The 2,318-nt window shown below is 49.3% G+C and carries 2 rRNA genes; both read left to right on the top strand.

The annotated features are described in order from the left end of the window. Positions 1-2,002, top strand: a 23S ribosomal RNA gene (locus FTV48_RS14495); the annotation flags it as partial. Between the two features lie 193 nt (positions 2,003-2,195). Continuing rightward, positions 2,196-2,310, top strand: a 5S ribosomal RNA gene (gene rrf, locus FTV48_RS14490). Positions 2,311-2,318 lie beyond the last annotated feature (8 nt).

The following is a 2,318-nucleotide window of genomic DNA, read 5'->3' as shown; positions in this document are numbered from 1 at the left end:
CCGATGCAAACTCCGAATACCAATGAGTACTATCCGGGAGACAGACTGCGGGTGCTAACGTCCGTAGTCAAGAGGAAAACAATCCAGACCGCCAGCTAAGGCCCCAAAATTATAGTTAAGTGGGAAACGATGTGGGAAGGCATAGACAGCTAGGAGGTTGGCTTAGAAGCAGCCACCCTTTAAAGAAAGCGTAATAGCTCACTAGTCGAGTCGGCCTGCGCGGAAGATGTAACGGGGCTAAAACTATATGCCGAAGCTGCGGATGCATAATTTATTATGCGTGGTAGGGGAGCGTTCTGTAAGCCGATGAAGGTGGATTGAGAAGTCTGCTGGAGGTATCAGAAGTGCGAATGCTGACGTGAGTAACGACAATGCGAGTGAAAAACTCGCACGCTGAAAGACCAAGGGTTCCAGTCCAACGTTAATCGGGGCTGGGTGAGTCGACCCCTAAGGCGAGGCCGAGAGGCGTAGTCGATGGGAAATTGGTTAATATTCCAATACTTCTGTGTAATGCGATGAGAGGACGGAGAAGGTTAAGTCAGCCTGGCGTTGGTTGTCCAGGTGAAAGGTTGTAGGCATGCATCTTAGGCAAATCCGGGGTGCTCTATGCTGAGAACTGATAGCAAGCTGTACTTGTACAGTGAAGTGGCTGATACCATGCTTCCAGGAAAAGTCTCTAAGCTTCAGTTACACAGGAATCGTACCCGAAACCGACACAGGTGGTCAGGTCGAGTAGACCAAAGCGCTTGAGAGAACTCTGCTGAAGGAACTAGGCAAAATGGTACCGTAACTTCGGGAGAAGGTACGCTGCTTTTGGTGATGGAACTTGCTTCCTGAGCTGAGAGCAGCCACAGAAACCAGGCCCCTGCAACTGTTTATTAAAAACATAGCACTCTGCAAACACGAAAGTGGACGTATAGGGTGTGATGCCTGCCCGGTGCTGGAAGGTTAATTGATGGGGTTAGCGTAAGCGAAGCTCTTGATCGAAGCCCCAGTAAACGGCGGCCGTAACTATAACGGTCCTAAGGTAGCGAAATTCCTTGTCGGGTAAGTTCCGACCTGCACGAATGGCATAATGATGGGGGCGCTGTCTCCAGCAGAGACTCAGTGAAATCGAATTCGCCGTGAAGATGCGGTGTACCCGCGGCTAGACGGAAAGACCCCGTGAACCTTTACTGCAGCTTGACATTGAACTTTGATCTTACTTGTGTAGGATAGGTGGGAGGCTTTGAAACCGAGACGCTAGTTTCGGTGGAGCCAATCTTGAAATACCACCCTGGTAATATTGAGGTTCTAACTCTGTCCCGTTATCCGGGACGAGGACCATGTCTGGTGGGTAGTTTGACTGGGGCGGTCTCCTCCTAAAGAGTAACGGAGGAGTACGAAGGTGCGCTCAGCGTGGTCGGAAATCACGCGTAGAGTATAAAGGCAAAAGCGCGCTTAACTGCGAGACCCACAAGTCGAGCAGGTACGAAAGTAGGTCTTAGTGATCCGGTGGTTCTGTATGGAAGGGCCATCGCTCAACGGATAAAAGGTACTCTGGGGATAACAGGCTGATACCGCCCAAGAGTTCATATCGACGGCGGTGTTTGGCACCTCGATGTCGGCTCATCTCATCCTGGGGCTGAAGCAGGTCCCAAGGGTATGGCTGTTCGCCATTTAAAGAGGTACGCGAGCTGGGTTTAGAACGTCGTGAGACAGTTCGGTCCCTATCTACCGTGGGCGTTGGAAATTTGAGAGGATCTGCTCCTAGTACGAGAGGACCAGAGTGGACGAACCTCTGGTGTACCGGTTGTGACGCCAGTCGCATCGCCGGGTAGCTATGTTCGGAAGGGATAACCGCTGAAAGCATCTAAGCGGGAAGCCTACCTCAAGATAAGATTTCCCTAGGACTTTATGTCCTCTAAAGAGCCGTTGAAGACTACGACGTTGATAGGTTGGATGTGGAAGCATAGTGATATGTGAAGCTGACCAATACTAATTGCTCGTGAGGCTTGACTATACAACACCCAAACAGTTGTTGTATAAAGCATCGATTGATTCGATATTAAGCAAAATAGCTTGATTCAGAAGACCGTTAGTAAGACAATGTTCAACTCAGATATACCTGTTAATGTATTCTATTTGGTACTAAGTAAGGCAAACACTACAAAAAAGTAGTTAAATAAGACCCGAACAAGTCCATAAACAGTTGTGCTGGCGACAATAGCAAGAGTGAACCACCTGATCCCTTCCCGAACTCAGAAGTGAAACCTCTTTGCGCTGATGGTAGTGTGGGGTTACCCATGTGAGAGTAAGTCATCGCCAGCTCATTATTC

Origin of the sequence: Acinetobacter sp. YH18001 (genome assembly GCF_013416975.1) — a bacterium.
Lineage (GTDB): Bacteria > Pseudomonadota > Gammaproteobacteria > Pseudomonadales > Moraxellaceae > Acinetobacter > Acinetobacter pseudolwoffii.
The sequence above is the reverse complement of the archived record's forward strand: the minus strand, read 5'-3'. Positions and strand labels throughout refer to the sequence as shown.